18 protein-coding genes are annotated in these 19,475 nt (G+C 70.7%); 11 read left to right on the forward strand and 7 right to left on the reverse strand.

Annotated elements, in window-relative coordinates:
- The coding region (locus tag MHW47_RS11835) for a bifunctional DNA primase/polymerase (protein ID WP_239222715.1) at window positions 1-331 on the reverse strand (331 nt) is incomplete at its 3' end.
- A 480-nt stretch (window positions 332-811) separates the two neighbouring features.
- On the opposite strand from MHW47_RS11835, the gene MHW47_RS11840 reads away from it, so the two are divergent.
- Both MHW47_RS11840 and MHW47_RS11845 read left to right on the forward strand, forming a co-directional pair.
- On the forward strand, window positions 812-2,299 hold the full coding sequence (locus tag MHW47_RS11840; RefSeq protein ID WP_239222716.1) for a PP2C family protein-serine/threonine phosphatase: 1,488 nt from the start codon (window positions 812-814) through the stop codon (window positions 2,297-2,299).
- A gap of 110 nt (window positions 2,300-2,409) precedes the next feature.
- Window positions 2,410-3,870, forward strand: a complete 1,461-nt coding sequence (locus MHW47_RS11845; RefSeq protein ID WP_239222717.1) for an aminopeptidase P family protein — start codon at window positions 2,410-2,412, stop codon at window positions 3,868-3,870.
- 33 nt (window positions 3,871-3,903) lie between these two features.
- Here MHW47_RS11845 and MHW47_RS11850 read toward each other — a convergent pair whose 3' ends face one another.
- Window positions 3,904-4,452 carry an ATP-binding protein gene (locus MHW47_RS11850; RefSeq protein ID WP_239222718.1) on the reverse strand — a complete coding sequence of 183 codons (549 nt, stop codon included), beginning with the start codon at window positions 4,450-4,452 and terminating at the stop codon, window positions 3,904-3,906.
- A gap of 268 nt (window positions 4,453-4,720) precedes the next feature.
- On the opposite strand from MHW47_RS11850, the gene MHW47_RS11855 reads away from it, so the two are divergent.
- The 9 genes from MHW47_RS11855 (at window position 4,721) to MHW47_RS11895 (ending at window position 14,637) form a co-directional block, all read left to right on the forward strand.
- Window positions 4,721-5,530 (forward strand): hypothetical protein, encoded by an 810-nt coding sequence (locus MHW47_RS11855; RefSeq protein WP_239222719.1) that lies wholly within the window; start codon window positions 4,721-4,723, stop codon window positions 5,528-5,530.
- Between the two features lie 162 nt (window positions 5,531-5,692).
- Window positions 5,693-6,433, forward strand: coding sequence for a YcnI family protein (locus MHW47_RS11860; RefSeq protein WP_239222720.1), 741 nt, complete (start codon window positions 5,693-5,695; stop codon window positions 6,431-6,433).
- Between the two features lie 73 nt (window positions 6,434-6,506).
- Window positions 6,507-7,160, forward strand: coding sequence for an SCO family protein (locus MHW47_RS11865; protein ID WP_239222721.1), 654 nt, complete (start codon window positions 6,507-6,509; stop codon window positions 7,158-7,160).
- Window positions 7,157-7,606, forward strand: coding sequence for a copper chaperone PCu(A)C (locus MHW47_RS11870; RefSeq protein WP_239222723.1), 450 nt, complete (start codon window positions 7,157-7,159; stop codon window positions 7,604-7,606). Before MHW47_RS11865 ends, MHW47_RS11870 begins: the two co-directional genes overlap by 4 nt.
- Window positions 7,607-7,619: 13 nt before the next feature.
- On the forward strand, window positions 7,620-9,629 hold the full coding sequence (locus MHW47_RS11875) for a copper resistance protein CopC (protein ID WP_239222725.1): 2,010 nt from the start codon (window positions 7,620-7,622) through the stop codon (window positions 9,627-9,629).
- Between the two features lie 8 nt (window positions 9,630-9,637).
- Window positions 9,638-10,933 (forward strand): iron uptake transporter deferrochelatase/peroxidase subunit, encoded by a 1,296-nt coding sequence (gene efeB / locus MHW47_RS11880; RefSeq protein WP_239222727.1) that lies wholly within the window; start codon window positions 9,638-9,640, stop codon window positions 10,931-10,933.
- A 107-nt stretch (window positions 10,934-11,040) separates the two neighbouring features.
- Window positions 11,041-11,976 (forward strand): prephenate dehydratase, encoded by a 936-nt coding sequence (gene pheA, locus MHW47_RS11885; protein ID WP_239222729.1) that lies wholly within the window; start codon window positions 11,041-11,043, stop codon window positions 11,974-11,976.
- Window positions 11,977-12,544: 568 nt separating this feature from the next.
- Window positions 12,545-13,834 (forward strand): serine--tRNA ligase, encoded by a 1,290-nt coding sequence (serS, locus tag MHW47_RS11890; RefSeq protein ID WP_239222731.1) that lies wholly within the window; start codon window positions 12,545-12,547, stop codon window positions 13,832-13,834.
- Window positions 13,831-14,637 (forward strand): HAD family hydrolase, encoded by an 807-nt coding sequence (locus MHW47_RS11895; protein ID WP_239222733.1) that lies wholly within the window; start codon window positions 13,831-13,833, stop codon window positions 14,635-14,637. Before serS ends, MHW47_RS11895 begins: the two co-directional genes overlap by 4 nt.
- Window positions 14,638-14,739: 102 nt before the next feature.
- Here MHW47_RS11895 and MHW47_RS11900 read toward each other — a convergent pair whose 3' ends face one another.
- From MHW47_RS11900 to MHW47_RS11920, 5 genes are all read right to left on the reverse strand, one after another.
- Window positions 14,740-15,432: a hypothetical protein gene (locus MHW47_RS11900; RefSeq protein ID WP_239222734.1), complete on the reverse strand. Its 693-nt coding sequence runs from the start codon at window positions 15,430-15,432 to the stop codon at window positions 14,740-14,742.
- 303 nt (window positions 15,433-15,735) lie between these two features.
- The gene (locus MHW47_RS11905) at window positions 15,736-16,455 is read right to left on the reverse strand and encodes an ABC transporter permease (protein WP_239222735.1); all 720 of its coding nucleotides are present in this window, start codon (window positions 16,453-16,455) and stop codon (window positions 15,736-15,738) included.
- 23 nt (window positions 16,456-16,478) lie between these two features.
- A complete protein-coding gene (locus MHW47_RS11910; RefSeq protein ID WP_239222736.1) occupies window positions 16,479-17,390 on the reverse strand; it encodes an ABC transporter ATP-binding protein in 912 nt (303 codons plus the stop codon).
- Window positions 17,387-18,295, reverse strand: a complete 909-nt coding sequence (locus tag MHW47_RS11915; protein WP_239222737.1) for an ABC transporter permease — start codon at window positions 18,293-18,295, stop codon at window positions 17,387-17,389. Before MHW47_RS11915 ends, MHW47_RS11910 begins: the two co-directional genes overlap by 4 nt.
- Complete coding sequence (locus MHW47_RS11920; RefSeq protein WP_239222738.1) at window positions 18,285-19,292, reverse strand: ABC transporter ATP-binding protein; 1,008 nt, start codon at window positions 19,290-19,292, stop codon at window positions 18,285-18,287. The genes MHW47_RS11915 and MHW47_RS11920 overlap by 11 nt, the downstream gene beginning before the upstream one ends.
- Window positions 19,293-19,475 lie beyond the last annotated feature (183 nt).

The following is a 19,475-nucleotide window of genomic DNA, read 5'->3' on the forward strand; positions in this document are numbered from 1 at the left end:
CGGCCGCCGCCGGCAGGCTCAGGGCGCACGGCGCCCGCCCACCCGTGGCGAGCAGCACCGGCGCGGCGGGCCGGTTCGTCCACCACCAGCGCACCATCCGGGCATCGGTGGTCGCGGCGAGCAGGCCCGGGTCGAAGAGGTGCGCGCCGGGCACCGCGCACTCGGGATCGGGGCAGGCGCAGCCGCGGTCACCGCGTCCGCCGGCTTCCCGCAGCCCCGCTCCGGGGACCACGGGCCACTGCCAGTGGGTGGCGCAGGTCAGCGCCGCGTCGAGCCGGGCGGACCCGCCCCTGCGACCGTTCCTGCGTCGCCTTCCGAGGATCTCGCGCATGAGCGCTCGTTCCTTTCCGTTGAACGCCAAGGGTCCGCCCCACACCGTGTGCGGTGACACCGTGCTTGCGGATCTTCTGGGTGTACGTGCTCGTCGAGCCTGCGGTACGTGCCGTTCGTCGGTACCGCGCGTGAGCTGTGCTGAGCCGGATCGAGCTGCTTGCCGTCGACATCGTGACGAGATACGGAGCGCATGGCGCGCCTGCCGTCCGTGCGTACGGCCTCGCCACCCGGGGGCGGGACGCGGCCGTCTCGAAGGGAGGACGTCCGGACCCGCTGCGGGGTTCCGGGGTCGTGCGGGGCCGCCCCCGGCCATCCAGAGAATTACGTACCCAGCATGTCCGGAATGACGCTCCCCCGGGGACTTCCCCCGGAGACGCACCCCCGTCGAACACACCCAGTCGATCGCCAATGGGCATCACTGGGTGCTCTTTTTGGCCAAGTTGCTTAACGCGTGGACACCGCGTTTTCCAGGGGGACAATGCTGGACATCGCCTCACTTGTGCGTGTACATGTGGATGCACTGGTAGCGGCGCAAAATGACATGGGGGTTTGCGATGCTATTCGACGGAACGCACCGCTCGGAAAGCCGACGACCATGAGCGCACCGCACCTGCCAAGAATGGCCGGAATCGATCCCACAGTCCAGGTTTCGGCGCAAACTACCGAGCCCATCGACGAAGCCCGCGCCGCACCCGGTGCCTTCCTCCAGGACCGGCTGGCCGGCTGGGTCTCCGACCTCACCACGCTCCATGAACTCACCGAGCGGCTGGCCAGAACCAGGGCCCTCGACGACGCACTGCACGAGTTCCTCGAAGCCGGAGCCGCCCTCGTCGGCGCCCGCCGGGGCCTGGTCTCCTTCGAACCCTGCGACCACCGGGGCCCCGTCAGCACCATCGGACTCGGGCTCGCCCACGCGGAACTGGGCCGGATCGAGACCGTGCCGCGCAGCGCCACCTCCTACGGCCGCGTGCTGGAGGGCCTGCCCACCCCGGACGGCCCGCTGACCACCACCGACCTGATCGGCGACCGCGGCCTGGACCCCCGCAGACGCGAGGTCGCCGCCGATCTCGGTTACGCCGCCAGCTACGCCCTGCCCCTGACCACCGACGCGACCGGCCTGCTCGGCGCCGCCGTCTGGCTCTACGACGAACCGGCCGAACCGCCCGAGCATCTGCGCCACCTCCTCGACCGGTACGCGGGATACGCCTGCGAGCACCTGGCGCGCCTGCTCGAACTGGAACGGGCCAGGACGGATGTAGCCACCGTGACCGAAGCGCTCCTGCCCACCCGGCTGCCCCGGGTTCCCGGCGTCCAGCTCGCCGTGCACCACGAGGTGGCCCCGCAGGGCGGCAACGACTGGTACGACGCGCTCGCCCTGCCGGAGGGCGCCCTCGGGCTCGCCGTGGGGTCGGTGAGCGGCTCGGGGCCCAGCGCCCTGGCCGCGACGGGGCGGCTGCGCTCCGGGCTGCGCGCCTACGCGGTGATGGAGGGCGAGGACCCGGTCGCCGTGCTCTCCGACCTCGAAGTGCTCCTCCGGCTCACCGAACCGGTCCCCTCGGCGACCGCGCTCTTCGCCTACTGCGAACCGGCCCGCCGCACGATCCTGCTGGCCGGGGCCGGACACACCCCGCCGCTGATCGTCGGCGAGCACCGCACGTCGTACGTGGAGACCACGCTGTCCGCCCCGCTGGGCATGCTGTCCTGCTGGGAGGCGCCCAGTGTGGAGATCGCCCCCGCACCCGGCGAGACGGTTCTGCTGTACACGGACGGGCTGCTGCGCCGCGCCGGGGACTCGATGGACCGGGCGTACGCACGACTCCACGCGGCGGCGGCGGGCGTTCCGAGGGCGCTGCGCCGGGACGCCGCCGCGGTGGCCGACCACGTGGTGCGCACCGTGCTGCCGAACGGGGCCGGCCGGGCGGACGGCGCCGAGGACGTGGTCGTGCTCGCGGCCCGGTTCGACTGAGCCGCAGCGCGCGAGGGCCCCTTCCGATGTAAGAGGTCTTCCGGCCCTGGGCCCCCTTCCGTACGCCCGTACGATGGAGAGGGCCCAGTGGCGTATCAAGGAGAACAGTTGTGTCTGAGGAGTTCCCGGAGACCCCGGAGACCGAAGAGACAGAGCCCGTCAAGCAGCGGAAGAACGGCCTGTACCCGGGCGTCTCCGATGAGCTCGCCGCCAGCATGAAGTCCGGCTGGGCCGACACCGAACTGCACGGTCTGGAGCCGATCCCCCAGGCCGGGCACACCGCCGACCGCCGTGCCGCGCTGTCCGCGCGCTTCCCCGGCGAGCGGCTGGTCATTCCGGCGGGCCGGCTGAAGACCCGCTCCAACGACACCGATTACGCCTTCCGCGCCTCCACCGAGTACGCGTACCTCACCGGCGACCAGACCCAGGACGGCGTCCTCGTCATGGAGCCGGTCGACGGCGGCCACGAGGCGACGATCTACCTGCTGCCCCGCTCCAACCGGGAGAACGGCGAGTTCTGGCTCGACGGCCAGGGCGAACTGTGGGTCGGCCGCCGGCACTCCCTCACCGAGGCCGAGCAGCTGCTGGGCATCCCCGCGAAGGACGTCCGCGAGCTGCCCGCCGCCCTCGCCGAGGCCACCGGCCCCGTCCGCAACGTCCGCGGCCACGACGCCGGCATCGAGGCCGCGCTCACCGACAAGGTCACCGCGGAGCGCGACGAGGAGCTGCGGGTCTACCTCTCCGAGGCGCGCCTGGTGAAGGACGCCTTCGAGATCGCCGAGCTGGCGAAGGCGTGCGACATCACCGCGCGCGGCTTCGAGGACGTCGTCAAGGTCCTCGACAAGGCCGAGGCCACCAGCGAGCGCTACATCGAGGGCACGTTCTTCCTGCGCGCCCGCATCGAGGGCAACGACATCGGGTACGGCTCGATCTGCGCCGCCGGCCCGCACGCGACCACCCTGCACTGGGTGCGCAACGACGGCGCCGTCCGCTCGGGCGAGCTGCTGCTGCTCGACGCCGGGGTCGAGACCAACGACCTCTACACCGCCGACGTGACCCGCACCCTTCCCATCAACGGCACGTTCACACCGCTCCAGCGCAAGATCTACGACGCGGTGTACGAGGCGCAGGAGGCGGGTATCGCCGCGGTGAAGCCCGGCGCCGACTTCCGGGACTTCCACGACGCCGCGCAGCGGGTGCTCACCGAGAAGCTCGTCGAGTGGGGCCTGCTCGGCGACCTGTCGGTGGAGAAGGTCCTCGAACTGGGCCTCCAGCGCCGCTGGACCCTGCACGGCACCGGTCACATGCTCGGCATGGACGTCCACGACTGCGCCGCCGCGCGCACCGAGGCGTATGTGAACGGCACGCTGGAGCCGGGCATGTGCCTCACCGTCGAGCCCGGTCTCTACTTCCAGGCCGACGACCTGACCGTGCCGGAGGAGTACCGCGGCATCGGCGTCCGGATCGAGGACGACATCCTCGTCACCGAGGACGGCAACCGGAACCTCTCGGACAAGCTGCCCCGGCGCGCCGACGAGATCGAGGCATGGATGGCCGGCCTCAAGGGCTGATCACCGGCCCGTCCCGCACGGGGGGCGCTCTGCTCAGGACACCATGAGCAGAGCGCCCTCCCGCCATTTGAGGACCTTGTCGAAGCTCACCACCGCGCCGGAGCGCCCCGGACGGTTGCCGAAGTGCACATGATCGGCGAGCTGCTCGATCAGGCACAGGCCCCGCCCCTCCTCGGCGGTGGCGGGCGGACACGACGCGTACTGCGAATCCGGCAGTCCGCTTCCGGGCTGCCGCCCGGGCGCGTGCGGCCCGGCGTGGGTGGGGAAGCCGGGCCCCGAATCGGCGACTTCGATACGGCACTTCTCGCCGTCCAGATACGCGGTGACCCGGTACTGGCCACGCGCCGTGGCGGACGGCTCCTCCCAGGCGTCGTCCCGGTCCTTACCGGAACCGCCGGAGGTGTCGTCGTGCTCCCCGCCGTGCTCGACCGCGTTCGCACAGGCTTCGCTGAGCGCGAGAGACAGGTCGAAGGAGATGTCCGGGTCCACGCCCGCGGATTCCATCGTGCCGAGCAGAAACCGGCGGGCGAGCGGAACGCTCGCAGCGTCGCGCCGCAATTGGAGTGACCACCAGATGCTCATGCTCCGGCCTCCTGGCTGCGGCTAGACATACCGATACGTATTGCCGCAGCGGGGCGGTCGTAAGCACCCGTTCGCCCCAAGACCGCTCATTCAGCGGATGGCCGGATGCATCACTACGGTGTAATCGCGCCCCATCAGCCTTTTCCGTACCGCCCGCGGCCCTTCCCGAACCCGTCCGAACAGCCCCGCTCGCCCCAATCCGCCCGGAAGGCGACCTTCCGGACCTGCCGTACCGGGGCGGGGGACCGGGTGCGATGATGGGGCCGCCATGTCTGTGTCTGTGGGGCGCGCCGGAGCCGGTCTGCGGCTACTGAGGGCCGCGGTGTTCGCCGCGGTCTGCGTCGCGTTGTCCGCCGCCGGACACGGGCTGGCCGCCTGTGCGGCCGTCCCCTGGTGGACTTTGCTCGCCGCGTTCCTCGGTGTTCTCGCGGTGGCCGTCGCCCTCGCGGGGCGCGAACGCTCCCTGCCCTCCATCGCCGCCGCCCTGGCCGGCGGACAGCTCGCCCTGCACATCGTGTTCGGGGTGGGCACGCACACCGCCACCGCCGGAACCGGGGCCGGCCCCGGCGACGACGCGTTGATCCGGTTCGCGGCGAGCATCGTCTGCGGCGCCGGGCCCGCCCAGCTGAACGCCGCCGAGGCGCGGGACATCGTCAGCACCGCGGGCATCGATCCGGCGACGGTGGCCTCCGGAGCACACCAGCACCTGGCCGCGGGCCCCTCCGGCCCGCTGTCCGCCCTCTCCGGCACGCTGCCCAGCCTGCCCATGCTGCTCGGCCACCTGCTGGCCGCCCTGGCCACCGGCTGGCTGCTGCGGCGCGGCGAGGTCGCCCTGTTCCGCATCGCCCGGCTCTCGGCCCACGGGGCCCAGCAGCTCGCGGCCGGGGCCCGGTTGCGGGCGCTGCGGGACGCGTTCCGCCTCGTCGCCGCGCTGCGCGCGGGCCTGGGCGACGTACCCGAGACCGGGCCGCGCATCCCCCGTACGGTCGCGGACGCGCCGCGGCCCGCCACCGGGGACACCCTCCAGCACATGGTGATCCGGCGCGGGCCGCCCTCCGTCCTCGCTCTCGCAGCCTGACGCGACGCCCTCCACGCGATGCGTACCGGCCCGTGCTCCGCGCCCTCCGGCGCGAGTGGGGACCGGGCGCGGAGCACGCCCGTACGGAGGTGGTGTCGCGGTGCCGGTGCGCACCCGCGCTCCGGAGCACCCTTCCTTCGTGCCCCTGTGGAGTGATCCCCCATGAACGTTTCCCGCATCGCCCTCGCCGGCGGCGTCGCCGCGACCACCGTGCTGATGCTCGCCGGTACGGCCTCCGCCCACGTCAGCGTCCAGCCGCAGGGCGAGGCCGCCAAGGGCGGATACGCCGTCATCAACTTCAAGGTTCCCAACGAGCGTGACGAGGCCTCGACGACCAAGCTCGAGGTCAGCTTCCCGACCGATCACCCGTTGGCGTCCGTCATGCCGCAGCCGGTGCCCGGCTGGGACATCGAGGTGACGAAGAGCAAGCTGGCCAAGCCGCTGGAGATGCACGGCAAGACGATCAACGAGGCGGTCTCCAAGGTCACCTGGACCGGTGGCAAGATCGAGCCCGGCCGCTTCCAGCAGTTCCCGCTCTCCGTCGGCCAGCTCCCCGAGGACGCCGACCAGCTGGTGTTCAAGGCCATCCAGACGTACTCCAACAAGGAGGTCGTCCGCTGGATCGAGGTGCCCCAGGAGGGTGCCGACGAGCCCGACTCCCCCGCTCCCGTCCTCAAGCTGACCGCCCCGGCCGGTGACGCGCACGGCGCCTCCGCCGCGGCCGGTTCGGATTCCTCGAAGTCCTCCGGCTCCTCGGACGCCGCGGAGAAGCACGAGGAGACCGCCACCGCTTCGTCGTCCTCCGAGGACAACACCGCACGGGTGCTCGGCATCGTCGGCATCGTCATCGGTGTCGCCGGTGTGGCCTTCGGTGTCCTGGCCGGACGCCGTCGTACGACCTGACCGGCTCCAGGGGGCCGGGACACACCGTCCCGGCCCCGCCCCGCTCCACCGACCCACCAGGAAACAGTGCTCCATGGTTAAGAAGATCGTGCCGGCCGCGGCGCTCGTCGTCGCGGCCGCGCTCACCCTGTCCGCCTGCGGCAGCAGCGAGAACGACAGCAAGAAGCCCATCGCCGATGTGTCGGTGGAGGCGAAGACGCAGGCGGCGACGGTGCTCGACACCCCGTTCACCAAGCCGGCCCTCGTTCTGACCGACACGCACGGCAAGAAGTACGACCTGCGCAAGGAGACGAAGGGCAAGCCGACACTCATCTACTTCGGCTACACCAACTGCCCCGACGTCTGCCCGCTCATCATGAGCAACATCGCCATCGCCAAGAAGGCTCTGCCCAAGGCCGACCAGGACGACCTCCGGGTCGTCTTCGTCACCACCGACCCGGAACGGGACACCCCCGCCTCCCTCGGCAGCTGGCTCAAGGCACAGGACCCCTCCTTCATCGGCCTCACCGGCGACTTCCCGGCGATCCAGGCGGGCGCCCGGCAGATCGGCATCGGAATCGACGCGCCGAAGAAGGAGAAGGACGGCACGGTCGTCTCCATGCACGGCTCGCAGGTCATCGCGTTCTCCCCGAAGACCGACAAGGGATACCTGGTCTACAGCGAGGACACCACGCCCGACGACTACACCAAGGACCTCCCCAAGATCGTCAAGGGGGAGAACCCGTGAACCACCGCACGACCCTCGCCGGCGTCCTGGCCCTGGCCACGGGCCTCGCGCTGGCGGGGTGCTCGTCCTCCTCGGACACCCCGGAGATTCAGGTCACCGGCGCGTTCATGCCGCAGCCCGTCAGCGACATGGCGGCCGGCTTCCTCGTCGTGCAGAACCACGGCAGCGGGGACGACCGCCTGACCTCGGTCACCAGTCCGCTCTCGGACGACATCACGATCCACGAGACGAAGGACCAGGTCATGCGCAAGGTGACCTCGTTCGACGTACCCGCGGGCGGCGAGCTGAACCTCGAGCGCGGTGGCAACCACATCATGTTCATGAAGCTCAAGCGGCAGCCCAAGCAGGGCCAGAAGGTGTCCGTGGAACTGCACTTCGAGAAGGCCGGCGCCATCGAGGTCGACCTTCCCGTGAAGGAGACCACCCACAACCCGAAGAAGCAGTGAGGGACTGACCGCCATGACAGCCACCGCCCCGCCCTTCGGCCCGCTCCCGGCCGCGCCGCGACGGCCGCTCGCCGTCGCCGGACTCCTCACCGCGCTGCTCGGCGCGGTACTCGGTATGCTGCTGGCCACCGCGGCCCCCGCGTCGGCCCATGCCGCGCTCACCGGGAGCGATCCGCAGGACGGGTCGGTGGTCGCCACCGCGCCCAGCGAAGTCACCCTCACCTTCTCCGAACAGGTCGCCGTCGGAAAGGACTCCATCCGCGTCCTGGACCCGTCCGGCGAACGCGCCGACACCCAGGCCGACCCGCTCGACCTGAACAGCGGCTCCACCGTCAAGTACGGCGTCGCCCTGCGCGACGGCCTGCCCGAGGGCACGTACACCGTGGCCTGGCAGGCGGTCTCCGCCGACAGCCACCCGGTCTCCGGCGCCTTCACCTTCTCCATCGGCGCCCCCTCCAGCACCACCGTCGCCCTGCCCGACGGCGAGGCCGGGGGCGGTCTGGTCGGCACCCTCTACGACATCGCGCGTTACGCCGCGTACGCCGGGTTCATCGTGCTCGCCGGCGGCGCCGCGTTCGTCCTGGCCTGCTGGCGGCGCGGCGCGGGCGCGCGCCCCTTGCAGCGGCTGGTCGTACGCGGCTGGCTGACGCTCACCGCGGCGACGATCGCGATGCTCCTGCTGCGCCACCCCTACACCGGCTCCGGGAAACTGGGGGACGCCTTCGACCTCAACGGCCTCAAGGCGGTCCTCGACACCAAGCCCGGCGCGGCGCTGGTCTCCCGGCTCCTGCTACTCGGCGCGAGCGCGCTGTTCGTCGCGGTGCTGTTCGGCGCGTACGCCAAGCGCGAGGACCCCCGCGAGAAGAAGGACCTCACCTTCGGCCTCGCCGTCGGCGGCGCCGTCATCGCCGTCGGTATCGCCGGCACCTGGGCCCTGGCCGAGCACGCGTCCACCGGCATCCAGCCCGGTATCGCGATGCCCGTCGACGTACTCCATCTGCTGGCCGTGGCCGCCTGGCTGGGCGGGCTGGCGGCCCTGCTGACCGCGCTGTACCGCACGCCCGACCTCACGGCTTCCGCCGTACGGCGCTTCTCCGCCATCGCCCTCGTCAGCGTGAGCGTCCTGGCCGCGACGGGTCTCTACCAGTCGTGGCGTCAGGTCGGCACGTGGTCGGCGCTCACCGGTACGGGCTACGGGCAGCTGCTCCTCGTCAAGGTGGGGCTGGTCGCCGTACTGGTGGGGATCGCGTCCATGTCGCGCCGCTGGACGGGCCGACTGGCGGCGGGCCCCGCGCCGGACGAGACGGGGACCGGTGCGCCGGCCGGCTCCGACGCGGCGGCGGACGCCGACGTAGCGGTGGGGGCCGATGCAGTGGCGGAGGCCGAGGAGACGGCGGGGGCCGAGAAGACGGCTGCCCGGAGCGAGACGGACAGCGCTCCCCAGGACCCCGTACGGGCCGCTCAGCTCGCCCGGCAGCGCGCCGCCGTGGCCACCGCCGAGAAGAAGCGCATACGCGACGCCGACCCCGGGCGCTCGGGATTGCGCCGCTCCGTGCTCGCCGAGGTGGGCGTCGCGGTGGTCCTGCTGGCGGTGACCACGATCCTCACCTCCACCGAACCCGGCCGGACGGAGGAGGAAGCGCGCTCGTCGGCGGCGGCGCCGGCCGCCCCTGCGGCGAACGGCCCCGTCAGCCTCACCCTGCCGTTCGACACGGGCGGCGAGAACGGCAAGGGCACGGTACGGCTGGACATCGATCCGGGCCGGACCGGAGCCAACTCGATCCATCTCTGGATCGACGACCCCGCCAAGAAGCCCATGGACGTCCCCGAGGTGAAGCTCGCCCTCACCCTGAAGTCGAAGGACATCGGCCCGCTCCCGGCCGTACCGGCCAGGCTGGCCGAGGGCCACTGGACCGCCACCGGCCTCCAACTCCCGATCGCCGGCGACTGGACGGTCGCGGTGACCGTGCGGACATCGGACATCGACCAGGCGACGGTCACCAAGAACGCGAAGATCGGCTGAGCAGGACCGTGAACCGAAACAGCACACCCAGCACCGGCGACGACACCGGCGCGCCCCACGCACTCACCCGACGCCGGCTCCTCGGCACGGCGGGCGCGGCCGGGGCGGCCGGACTCGCACTCGGGGCGGCCGGCGGCGCCACCGGATATGCCGCCACCCGCGACGAAGCCCCGACCGCGCTGACCGCCGTCGGCTCCACCGAGGTGATGTTTCACGGGAAACATCAACCGGGGATCACCACTCCGCTTCAGGCACGCGGTCATCTGATCGCCTTCGACCTCGCCCCCGGCGCGGGACGCAAGGAAGCCGCCGCCCTGATGCGCCGATGGTCCGCGGTGGCACGGCGGCTGATGGCCGGCGAGCCCGCCGAGGGCGCGGCGGACGGTCCCGGCCATGACACCGGGGTCGCGCTGGACGCGGGCCCGTCCTCACTGACCATCACCTTCGGCTTCGGCTACGGCTTCTTCGCACGCACGGGCCTCACCGCGCACCGGCCGCCGGGGCTCGATCCGCTGCCGCCGTTCTCCTCCGACCACCTCGACGCCGGCCGGTCCAACGGCGACCTGTGGGTCCAGATCGGCGCCGACGACGCACTCGTCGCCTTCCACGCCCTGCGGGCCATCCAGCGGGAGGCCGCCTCCACGGCCACGGTGCGCTGGCAGATGAACGGCTTCAACCGCACGCCCGGCGCCACCGCGAAGCCGATGACCGCCCGCAACCTGATGGGCCAGGTCGACGGCACCGGCAACCCGAAGCCCACGGACGCCGACTTCGACCGGCGCATCTTCGTACCCGGTGGCCAGAACGCCGCGTACGACTGGCTCACGGGCGGCTCGTACGCGGTGGTGCGCCGGATCAGGATGTTGCTCGACGACTGGGAGAAGCTGCCGGTGGAGCAGCAGGAACGAGTCATCGGCCGGCGCAAGGCGGACGGCGCCCCGCTCAGCGGTGGCACCGAGACCACGCCGATGGATCTGGACAAGGTGGGCCCGGACGGCAAGCTGCTGATCCCGGAGAACGCGCACGCCCGGATCTCCTCACCGGAGCGCAACAGCGGTGCGGCGATGCTGCGGCGCCCGTTCTCGTACCACGACGGCATCTCGGCGGACGGCACCCCCGACGCCGGGCTCCTGTTCATCTGCTGGCAGGCGGACCCGCTGCGGGGCTTCGTCACGGTGCAGCGCAAGCTGGACCGCGGGGACGCGCTCTCACCGTTCCTGCGCCACGAGGCGAGCGGGCTGTTCGCCGTACCGGGCGGGGCCGCGGCCGGGGAGTACGTGGGGCAGCGTCTGCTGGAGTCCTGAGCCACGGTGGCCTGATGATGTCGGTCCGTCGTACCCCCTGGAGCACACGGCCGGGGAGCCCGGCCATCCGGGCCTTCCGGGCCCCCACCGCGCATTAGGGTGACGGTATGTCCGCCACGCGCTACGCATATCTCGGCCCTGAAGGCACCTTCACCGAGGTCGCCCTCCGTACGCTCCCGGAAGCTGCCACCCGCGAACTCGTCCCGATGGTCTCCGTGCCGGCGGCTCTGGACGCGGTGCGCAACGGCTCGGCGGCCGCGGCCCTCGTACCGATCGAGAACTCGGTCGAGGGCGGCATCACCACCACCCTCGACCAGCTCACCAGCGGCGAGCCGCTGATGATCTACCGCGAGGTGCTGCTCTCCATCACCTTCGCGCTGCTCGTGCGGCCCGGCACGAAGCTGTCCGACATCAAGACCGTCACCGCCCACCCGGCCGCCCAGCCGCAGGTGCGCAACTGGATGGCCGCTCATCTGCCGCAGGCGGTCTGGGAGTCGGCGGCGTCCAACGCGGACGGGGCGCGGCTCGTGCAGGAGGGCCGGTACGACGCGGCCTTCGCGGGCGAGTTCGCGGCGGCGAGGTACGGGCTCGAACCGCTGGTGACCGAGATCCACGACGCGGAGAACGCGCAGACCCGCTTCGTCCTGGTGGGCCGGCCGGCCCGGCCCGCGGCACCGACCGGCGCGGACAAGACCTCCGTGGTGATCTGGCTGGGCGAGGACCACCCCGGCGCCCTGCTCGAACTGCTCCAGGAGTTCGCGGTGCGCGGGGTGAACCTGATGCTGATCCAGTCCCGCCCGACCGGCGCGGGGATCGGCAACTACTGCTTCGCGGTGGACGCCGAGGGCCATATCGCCGACCGCAGGGTCGGTGAGGCGCTGATGGGGCTCAAGCGCATCTGTCCCCGCGTCCGGTTCCTCGGCTCCTATCCGAGGGCCGGGGTGACTCCGGAGGACGTGGCCCCTCTGCGCGCCGGGACCTCGGACGCCGATTTCACCGAGGCGTCCGACTGGCTGGCCCGCAACCAGGACGGGCGCGCCTGAGGGCGGCGGTCGCGCGAGACGCTCTCCGAGCGACGGGACGAGGGCCCGGTGTTCCGGTTGCCTCCCACGACGGCGCCGGGGCATGCGGTCTGCCCGCGCCGCCGGTGGGATCAGCAGATTTCCTCTACGGAAAGTTATCCACAGGTGCGGGTCGATGCCTGGGGACAAGTCGACACCGCAATCCGACATGGTCGACAAATCAACGCAGCCCGCTCGGACCGCCCACAGAGTTCCAGGGCACCCGGTGTCAGCACAATTCCATTGATCAACTCTTTAGGGCTAGCAATTCCCACCCGAATGAGGGCGCGAAGCAGGTTTGAACCCTGAATCCACGCGTTTTCACCGGCCGACCGGAATGATCTCCTCCATGTCCACAGACTTCCCCCACAGCCTGTGGATAACTTTGACGGAGCGGTCACCCCTGTGGACAAGCGGCAACCAACTTCCCCCTGGCGCAAGGCCGATGCATCAAGGGCTCCAGAATGCCGAATAGCGGCAATTCGGGCAAAGCGCCACGCTTACGCCTATCGGTTCAAGCGACGGAAGCGGGCCCCGGTAGCCTGGGGGAGTGATTGACCTTCGCCTGATTCGTGAGGACCCCGACCGTGTTCGCGCCTCCCAGCGCAACCGGGGAGAGGACGTCGCACTCGTCGACGCCCTGCTCTCCGCCGACGAACGGCGCAGGTCGTCCGGGGTCGCATTCGACGAACTCCGCTCCGAGCAGAAATCGCTCGGCAAACTGATCCCCAAGGCCTCCCCCGAGGAGCGCGCCGAACTCCTGAAGCGCGCCGAGCAGCTCAAGGCCGACGTCAAGGCGGCCGACGCGGCCCAGGACGAGGCCGAGGCGGAGACCAGGAACCTGCTGCTGCGGCTCGGCAACATCGTCCACCCGGACGTGCCGGTCGGCGGCGAGGAGGACTTCGTCGTCCTGGAGACGCACGGGACGGTCCGCGACTTCGGGGCCGAGGGCTTCGAGCCCAAGGACCACCTGGAGCTGGGCGAGGCGCTGGGCGCGATCGACATGGAGCGCGGCGCCAAGGTCTCCGGCTCGCGCTTCTACTACCTGACGGGTGTGGGCGCGCTGCTGGAGCTGGCGCTCGTCAACGCCGCGATCGCCCAGGCCACCGAGGCCGGCTTCACCCCGATGCTGACCCCGACCCTGGTCCGCCCGCGCGCCATGGAGGGCACCGGCTTCCTCGGTCAGGCGGCCGACGACGTCTACCACCTGGACAAGGACGACCAGTACCTGGTCGGCACCTCGGAGGTACCGCTCGCCGCGTACCACATGGACGAGATCATCGACGCGGAGAAGCTGCCGCTGCGCTACGCCGGCTACTCGTCCTGCTACCGCCGCGAGGCGGGTACGTACGGCAAGGACACCCGCGGCATCTTCCGCGTCCACCAGTTCACCAAGGTCGAGATGTTCTCGTACGTCGACCCGGCGGACGCCGAGGCCGAGCACCTGCGGCTGCTCGACTGGGAGAAGCAGTGGCTCACCGGCCTGGAGCTGCCCTTCCAGGTCATCGATGTCGCCAGCGGCGACCTGGGGGCGTCGGCCACCAGGAAGTACGACTGCGAGGCGTGGATTCCGACCCAGGGCAAGTACCGCGAGCTCACGTCGGCGTCCAACTGCGGCGAGTTCCAGGCGCGCCGGCTCTCCGTCCGGATGCGGGACAACCGCGACGGCAAGAAGGTCATGCAGCCGCTGGCCACGCTGAACGGCACGCTGTGCGCCGTCCCGCGCACCATCGTGGCCATCCTGGAGAACCACCAGCTGGCCGACGGTTCGGTGCGGGTGCCCGAGGTGCTCCGCCCCTACCTGGGCGGGCGCGAACTCCTGGAACCGGTCGCCAAGTGACATTCCCCTACAAACTCGTCGCCACCGACCTCGACGGCACCCTGCTGCGCGACGACCACACCGTCTCCGCACGGACGCGCGACGCGCTGAAGGCCGCCGCCGCGACCGGCGCGGCGCACATCGTCGTCACCGGCCGGGCCGTTCCGTGGACCCGGCACATCCTGGACGACCTCGGCTACGACGGCCTGGCCGTCTGCGCCCAGGGCGCACAGGTCTACCACGCGGGTGAGCGCAGGCTGCTGACGTCCCTCACGCTGGACCGGCAGCTGGCCGGGCTCGCCCTCTCCAAGGTCGAGGCGGAGGTCGGCCCGCTCGCGCTGGCCGCGAGCCGCGACGGCCTCGACGGCGACGTGCTGGTCGGTCCGGGCTACCGGGTGCAGGAGGGACCGCATCCGTCCGTCTTCGTCCAGGACCCGGCCGAGCTGTGGGAAGCCCCGCTGAACAAGGTCTACATACAGCATCCGGAGCTGGACGACGACGAGCTGGCGACGGCCGCGCGGGCGGCGGTCGGCAATCTCGTGGACGTGGTCATGGCGGGCCCGGGGGTCGTGGAGATCCTTCCGCTGGGGCTGAGCAAGGCCACCGGGCTGTCGCTCGCGGCGCGCCGGCTGGGCGTGAAGGCCGCGGACACGATCGCCTTCGGTGACATGCCGAACGACATCCCGATGTTCGCCTGGGCCCGGCACGGCGTGGCCATGGCCAACGCCCATGACGACTTGAAGGCCGTCGCCCAGGAGACGACCGCGTCGAACGAGGACGACGGCATCGCGGTGGTGCTGGAGCGGCTGCTCCAGGGGTCATAGCCCCACCGCTGGTCGCGGACCTCTTCGTACGGCTCGGGGGCCGGGCGCTGCCCCGGCCCCCGAGCCATTCGCTACTCCGTCACCGGAACCCGTGGCCCTGGATCAGCGCGTGTTGCGCCTGTTCAGCTCCTGCAGGTCGCGCGCGAGGGCGTCCATGCGCCCGTCCAGCCGGTCGATGTCCTCGGACACCCCACTCAGCCGGACGCTCATGGCGCCGACGACCTGGTGGGTGGCCGCCAGCCTCCGGTCGAGGCTGTCCAGACGGTGCGACATCCGGCCGAGGACCGGCCCCAGCTCCTGGAGCGCGACGCCCACACCGGCCAGATGGCTTTCGACACGGGTGACGCGGTGTTCGAGCGACGCGTATCCCGCGCGCAGGTCCTGTTCGGCGTCGAGCAGATACGTACGCACGCACCGCGCCACATCGCTGTCGCGAAGGAGCATGGCGACGTTGAGGACGGTGCGCCGGGTGTAGAGACGGAGCTGAGTGGCCGCCTGTGGATAACTTTCGGCACCCTCGCCACCCCATAGCGACAGCATGTCGCTATGGAATTCACGCAGCTCAGAGCCGCGCAGCACACGCATCCCATTTTCACAGAGCTCCTGCTGGTGCCGGTCGGTCAGCCTCCTGACCGTCCTTGTGGATACTTCGAAGTAACGAGCCACATCCTCTGTGCGCAGGTGAATCCCGTCCGGGAGCATGACAAGGATCTTCACCTTGTCCAGGGCGTCGACGCGCCCCATCTGTTCGACACGCAGCGCGCGTGATTCGATCAAGGCGACTTCTGTCGGCATGAGCTGTCTTCTGCCTTCCGTCGGTGAAAACCACGGGGGAATGGACAGCCCTCTTCCCAGGGCTTCAGGGGCGGAGGACGCTCACGGTTGCCACTCACTCCAGGGACCGGCCGGCGGGTCTTCCCTCGCCGTACCGGCCATCTCCACATTCACGAACGCTACGACGCCACGGATTCCAGTTGCCTCCACGCACCGTGGACAACGCACCGATAAACGTACAGTTACGCGGAAGACTGTCCGACATGCGACAACCCCCGGCCGAAGGACCGGGGGTTGTCGCGTCGAAGTCGGAGGTGCGCCCGCTCACTCCTCGCCGGCGAGCTTCAGCGCGCGCAGCTTCTGCCCGGCGTACCAGGTCGCCGCCACCGTTACCAGCGCCAGCAGGACCGTGGCGAGCGGCAGCCCCACGTCCGAGGTGATCGCCCCGTTGCCGCCGGTCTTCTCGGCGAGCGCGAGCGCCCACTGCTGCACGCTGAGCGTGCGCGCGCCGGGCACCAGGCTGCCGAACAGGGCTTCCCACACCAGCGCGTAGACGAGGCCCAGCACCACGGCGTGCCGGCTGACCGTGCCCAGCAGCAGGAACAGCGCGCTGTAGGCGATCGACGCGACCAGGGCGGCGATCGTGTACGCCACCGCGATCTGCTGGCCGTTGCCGTTGAGGATGAGGCCCGCGACCATCGTCGGCACGGCCGAGAACACCATGGTCACCGCGATCGCGACGATCAGCTTGGTGAAGATGATCGTCGGCCGGCTCACCGGCTTGGCCAGCAGGTAGACGATCGAGCCGTCGTCGATCTCCGGCCCGATGGCGCCCGTACCGGCGATCACGCCGATCAGCGGCACCATCGTGGCGATGGCGAATCCACCCAGCACGTCCGAGGCCACCTGGTCGTCCGCCCCCGCGAACCACCGCACCGCCACCGCGATGACGATCAGCAGCACGGGCAGGACGAAGAGGATGGCGGCCCGGCGCCGGCCGAGCAGCGCCCGGTAGGTGAGCCGGGCGACTGTGGGGTCGTACATGACGTCACAGCTCCTTGTCGGCCTCAGGCCGCTACGAGATAGGAAAAGACCGATTCGAGGGACTCGTCGGACGGTGAAACGGTCAGCAGGCGGATGCCCTGTTCGCGGGCGACCTTGGGCAACAGCGTGGTGAAGCGGGCAAAATCGATCGCTTGGATACGCAGAGCGTTCTCGCTCAGGTCGACTTCGATCCCCGCCGTCGACGGGTCGGCGATCAGCGCGGCGGCCAGGGCGCGGTCGTCGCTGGACCGGACGAGATAGCGGTGCGGACGGTCCGTCATCAGCCGGCGGATGCGCCGGAAGTCGCCGGACGCCGCGTGCCGTCCTGCCACGATCACCTCGATGTGCGAGGCGAGCTGTTCGACCTCTTCGAGGATGTGCGAGGAGAAGAGGACCGTACGGCCCTCCGCGCCCATCCGCCGCAGCAGTTCCATCAGCTGCATCCGCTGGCGCGGGTCCATCCCGTTGAACGGTTCGTCGAGCAGCAGCACGGACGGGTTGTGGACCAGCGCCGACGCCATCTTCACCCGCTGGCGCATGCCCTTGCTGTACGTCGAGATCTTGCGGTCCTGCGCGTGTTCCATCTCGACCGTGGCCAGCGCCGCGGCCGCTTCGGCCTTGCCGAGTCCGTGCAGTTCGGCGTTGGCCACCACGAACTCGCGGCCGGTCAGGAAGTCATACATGCCCTCCCGCTCCGGCACGATGCCGATCTCCCGGTACACCGTCTCGTTGCGCCAGATCGGCTTGCCGTCGAGCGTGACCGTGCCCGTCGAGGGGGCGAGGAAGCCGGCCATCATGTTGATCAGGGTGGACTTGCCCGCGCCGTTGGGGCCGAGCAGGCCGGTGACCCCCGGGCCCACGGTCATGCTGACGTCGTTGACGGCGACCACATTGCCGAACCAGCGGGAGGTGTGGTCGATCTCGATGGTGGTCACAGCCCGACCCTCCGATAGCGGCGCAGCAGCACGGCGTACGAACCGGCGACGAGCGCGAGAACAACGAGCAGATAGACGACGCCGGTACCGGCGCCCGGCCCCGCCCCGCCCGGGAAGGCCGAGGTCGCCCCGAGGAACGCGGTCTGCACCCCGTCGACCAGCGTGATCGGCGAGAACAGGCCCAGCCACTCCACCGCGCTCTCCGATCCGGTGGACCAGGCGATGCCCTGCACGGTCGAGACCCCGCCGTAGGTGATGGTCAGCAGTGCGATGACCGCGGCGACACCGAAGCCCCGGCGGGGGGTCAGCGCGGCCATCACCAGGCCGAGACCCGCGAAGAGGACGGAGAGCAGCAGCACGGAAACCATCCCCTGGGCGAACCACGTCGTCTGGTCCGCGAAGTCGAACTTCCCCAGCAGCGCGCCGATGTAGAGGATCACGACCGGCGCTCCGGTGAGCACGAGGATCGCGGACGCCATGGCGGCGAACTTGGCGAGGACGTAGTCGCCGTGCTCGATCGGCCGCGAGAAGTACAGCGGCACGGTCTTGAACCGCAGGTCCCTGGAGACCGCCTGGGGTGCCTGCGCGGCGACGAACAGGCCGATGACGGCCTGCAGGTAGATCGCGAACCGCGTGTACTCGAGCGGGAGTTTCGTCGTCCCTGGAGTGGCGATGGCGACGGCGACGATGATCGCCGCCACCAGGCACATCACGCCGAACAGCAGCATGGGCAGCACCTTGGACTTGGCCGAACGGCCGAGTCCGAAGGCGCCGCGCAGGGTCTGCGAGTACAGCGAGCGGCGGGCGTAGGCGCGGCCGAGGCGCGGGCCGTCGTAGGCGCGGTAGCCGATGTTGTGGATACGGGAGGTGTCGCTCCCGGTCGCGGCGCCGGTCTCAGTGCTCATCGCGTCCGCTCCCCTTCTTCTGCAGTACGGCTCCGGCCTGCTGCACGACTCCGGCCTGCGGCCCGGGCCCGGCCGGCGCGGACCGCGGTGCCGCGTCGTCGTCGCGGAACACTTCGGCGATGTGGTGGCGGCGCTGTTCCATCCGTACGAGGCCGAGGCCGAGCCCCGCGACGGTGTCGCGCACGAGGTCGTACGTCTCCTCGCCGGTCGCCTCGATCAGCAGGATGTGTCCGGCGCCGGGCAGCCCCTGGGTGTCCAGGCCGTCCTGCCCGAGAAGTTTGACGCCCGCCGCGGCGAGGGAACGCCGAAGGGCGTCCGTGCCGTCCGGGTGGTCGTCGCTGTCCGTCACCTCGACCGCGAGGGTCGTGGTCATCTGGGTGAAGTCACTGGTGGAGCTGGAGCGCAGCAGCGTGCCGCCGTTGATGACGACGACGTGGTCGCAGGTGCGTTCCAGCTCGCCGAGCAGGTGCGAGGTGACCAGGACGGAGATGCCGAAGTCGGTGTGGATGCGGCGGATGAGGCCGAGCATCTCGTCGCGTCCGACCGGGTCGAGACCGTTGGTCGGCTCGTCCAGCAGGACCAGCTGCGGGTCGTGGACCAGCGCCTGGGCCAGCTTCACGCGCTGCTTCATGCCGGTCGAGTAGCCGCCGATGGGACGGTAGCGCTCCTCGTACAGCCCTACGTGGCGCAGGGTGTCGGCGGTGCGTTCGCGGGCGGCGGTCGGCGGCAGGCCGGACATGCGCGCCATGTGCACGACGAACTCGGTGGCCGAGACGTCGGGCGGCAGGCAGTCGTGCTCCGGCATGTAGCCGACCCGCTCGCGGATGGCCGCGCCACTCGTCGCGACGTCGAGCCCGAGCACCGCGGCCCGGCCCTCGGTCGCGGGGGACAGACCCAGCAGGATCTTGATCAACGTGGACTTGCCGGCTCCGTTCGCACCGACCAGCCCGGTCACACCGGGGCCGATGTCCAGGGATAGCCGGTCAAGCGCGGTCACACGGGGGAACCGTTTGCTCAGACCTTCGGCAACAATGACATTCACCCGACCGACGGTAGTGGCGCGGGCCACAGCAGTCGTCAGCCCACACGGCTGGATCGCATCAGCCTCGAGTTGTAGGGAACCCGTAAGGGCACCCTCACGAAGGACTACGCCGGCCCCGGAGAAAGGCGCCGATGGCCT

This window comes from Streptomyces sp. OfavH-34-F (assembly GCF_022347745.1).
Classification (GTDB): domain Bacteria; phylum Actinomycetota; class Actinomycetes; order Streptomycetales; family Streptomycetaceae; genus Streptomyces.

Bases quoted from the DNA above. Each gene is read 5' to 3' on its own strand.
- pheA (WP_239222729.1), top strand. From the start codon at position 11,041: ATGTCCGCCACGCGCTACGCATATCTCGGCCCTGAAGGCACCTTCACC.
- MHW47_RS11900 (WP_239222734.1), bottom strand. From the start codon at position 15,432: ATGCCGACAGAAGTCGCCTTGATCGAATCACGCGCGCTGCGTGTCGAA.
- MHW47_RS11855 (WP_239222719.1), top strand. From the start codon at position 4,721: ATGTCTGTGTCTGTGGGGCGCGCCGGAGCCGGTCTGCGGCTACTGAGG.
- MHW47_RS11915 (WP_239222737.1), bottom strand. From the start codon at position 18,295: ATGAGCACTGAGACCGGCGCCGCGACCGGGAGCGACACCTCCCGTATC.
- MHW47_RS11860 (WP_239222720.1), top strand. From the start codon at position 5,693: ATGAACGTTTCCCGCATCGCCCTCGCCGGCGGCGTCGCCGCGACCACC.
- MHW47_RS11905 (WP_239222735.1), bottom strand. From the start codon at position 16,455: ATGTACGACCCCACAGTCGCCCGGCTCACCTACCGGGCGCTGCTCGGC.
- MHW47_RS11840 (WP_239222716.1), top strand. From the start codon at position 812: ATGCTGGACATCGCCTCACTTGTGCGTGTACATGTGGATGCACTGGTA.
- MHW47_RS11865 (WP_239222721.1), top strand. From the start codon at position 6,507: ATGGTTAAGAAGATCGTGCCGGCCGCGGCGCTCGTCGTCGCGGCCGCG.
- MHW47_RS11850 (WP_239222718.1), bottom strand. From the start codon at position 4,452: ATGAGCATCTGGTGGTCACTCCAATTGCGGCGCGACGCTGCGAGCGTT.
- MHW47_RS11875 (WP_239222725.1), top strand. From the start codon at position 7,620: ATGACAGCCACCGCCCCGCCCTTCGGCCCGCTCCCGGCCGCGCCGCGA.